This is a genomic window from Candidatus Binatia bacterium, from assembly GCA_036493895.1.
GTDB lineage: Bacteria > Desulfobacterota > Binatia > UBA1149 > CAITLU01 > DATNBU01.
In genome coordinates this window covers 1-2044 of the sequence record DASXOZ010000046.1, presented here as the reverse complement: position 1 = coordinate 2044, position 2044 = coordinate 1, and the positions used below count along the sequence as shown (strand labels likewise).

General features: G+C 66.6%; 3 protein-coding genes and 1 tRNA gene. 3 read left to right on the top strand and 1 reads right to left on the bottom strand.

Annotated features, from left to right (window positions below):
• Both VGK20_11290 and VGK20_11285 read left to right on the top strand, forming a co-directional pair.
• Nucleotides 1–219, top strand: a 219-nt coding sequence (locus VGK20_11290; GenBank protein ID HEY2774618.1) for an adenylosuccinate synthetase, incomplete at its 5' end; no start/stop codon positions are given.
• 38 nt (nt 220–257) lie between these two features.
• The gene (locus tag VGK20_11285; GenBank protein ID HEY2774617.1) at nt 258–785 is read left to right on the top strand and encodes a phosphoribosyltransferase; all 528 of its coding nucleotides are present in this window, start codon (nt 258–260) and stop codon (nt 783–785) included.
• A gap of 136 nt (nt 786–921) precedes the next feature.
• On the opposite strand, the gene VGK20_11280 is transcribed toward VGK20_11285, so the two are convergent.
• Nucleotides 922–1006 (bottom strand) — tRNA-Leu (locus tag VGK20_11280).
• Nucleotides 1007–1146: 140 nt separating this feature from the next.
• Between VGK20_11280 and VGK20_11275 the strand changes: the two genes are divergently transcribed.
• Nucleotides 1147–2044 (top strand): RNB domain-containing ribonuclease (locus tag VGK20_11275; GenBank protein ID HEY2774616.1); only part of this gene is annotated, 898 nt, incomplete at its 3' end.

The window sequence follows — 2044 nt, the reverse complement described above, 5'->3', positions numbered from 1 at the left end:
CTGGATGCCGACGACGTCGCGCGCTGCGAGCCGATCTACGAGACCTACCCGGGCTGGGCCGAGAGCACGTTCGGCCTCACCGACTGGGGCCAGCTTCCGCGCAGTGCGCAGCGCTACCTCGAGCGCGTGCAGGAACTCATCGGCGCACCGATCGACATGGTGTCCACCGGTCCGGATCGGGTGCACACGATCCTGCTCAGGCACCCGTACCGCGCCTGAAGGCGCGTCTCCCCACGAAGCGCGAGGAACTGCAATCGATGCTCACCGACGACGGCAAGCACCTCTACGTCTCGTGGGCCGAATACCACGAACTCATCGAGCGCCTGGCGCTGCAGGTCCAAGCGTCGGGCTGGGAGTTCGACCAGATCCTGTGCCTGGCGCGCGGCGGCCTGCGGCCGGGCGACCTGCTTTCGCGCATCTTCGACAAGCCGCTGGCCATCATGTCGACCAGTTCGTACCGCGCGGAGAACGGCACGCTGCAGGGCCGGCTCGACCTGGCCAAGTTCGTGACGATGCCCAAAGGGGAGCTGGGTGGCCGGGTCCTGCTGGTCGACGACCTGGCCGATTCGGGAGTGACGCTGGCCGCGGTGATGGAGCGCCTGCGCACGCTGGCCGCGATCGCCGAGCTGCGCTCGGCGGTGCTGTGGACGAAGGCGGCCTCGACCTACACGCCGGACTTCTTCGTCGAGAAGCTGCCGACGAGCCCATGGATCCACCAGCCCTTCGAGGAATACGACGGCATGGACATCGAAGCGCTGGCCAGGCGCCATGCAAGGCCCGATTGAGTGATCGGCTTCTTGGGCGAAGCCGCGAATCTGCTGAACCGCGGAACAGGCCCGAAGGACGCGACAAAAAAGCGGCCTTGCGGATTGCCCGCAAGGCCGCTCGCATTCTTCTTCGGAGAATCTTCTTGTTGTGCCGTGGTGCCCAGAAGAGGACTCGAACCTCCACGCCGTTAAGCGCTAGTACCTGAAACTAGTGCGTCTACCAATTCCGCCATCTGGGCAGGTACATTTCGCTTCTTGAATATCGAGGAGCACTGCCTCACGTCACTAGACGTATAAGGCGGCCCAATAAAGCGAAGACAAGGATACTATCATTAAAACGACAACAACTGCAAGTGCGGCCGCGTTGGGCGGCACGCTGATGAGCGAGGCCGAAGGAACGGTCATCGGCCACCGCGACGGGCACGGCTTCGTGCGCCGCGACGACAACGAAACGGACATCTATCTCTCGCAGCAGGAGATGCGCTCCGTGCTGCACCGCGACCGCGTGCGCGTGCGCATCCAGCGCTTCGATCGCAAGGGCCGGCCGGAAGGGCGCGTGCTGGAGATCGTCGAGCGGCGCCGCTCGCCCATCATCGGACGCCTGCTGTGCGAGAGCGGCGCCTGGCTCGTGGCGCCCGAGGACCGGCGCTACGGGCAGGACATCCTGATCCCGAAGAACGCCATCGCTTCCGCGGTGGCGGGCCAGGTCGTGGCGGTGGAGCTCACGGAGCCGCCGTCGATGTACTCGCAGCCCGTCGGCCGCATCACCGAAGTGCTCGGCGAGATCGACGACCCCGGGATGGAGATCGAGATCGCGGTGCGCAAGTACGAGGTGCCGTACCGCTTCTCGGCCGAGACGCTGGCGCAGACGGCGCTGCTGCCCGACCACGTGCGCGCGGCCGATGCCAGGCATCGCATCGACCTCAGCGACGTGCCGCTCGTGACCATCGACGGGGAGGACGCGCGCGACTTCGACGACGCCGTCTACTGCGAGCCCTTCAAGTCGGGCCGCGGCAAGGCGGCCTCCGCCGGCTGGCGCCTCGTGGTCGCCATCGCCGACGTCAGCCACTACGTCAAGCCCGGCGAGCCGCTGGACGACGACGCCTACGAGCGCGCGACCTCGGTGTACTTCCCGCGCCGCGTGATCCCGATGCTGCCCGAAAAGCTGTCCAACGGCCTGTGCTCGCTCAACCCCGAGGAGAACCGCCTCGCGATGGTCTGCGACATGCTGATCGGCGAGGACGGCGAGCAGGGCGCCTACCAGTTCTACCCGGCCA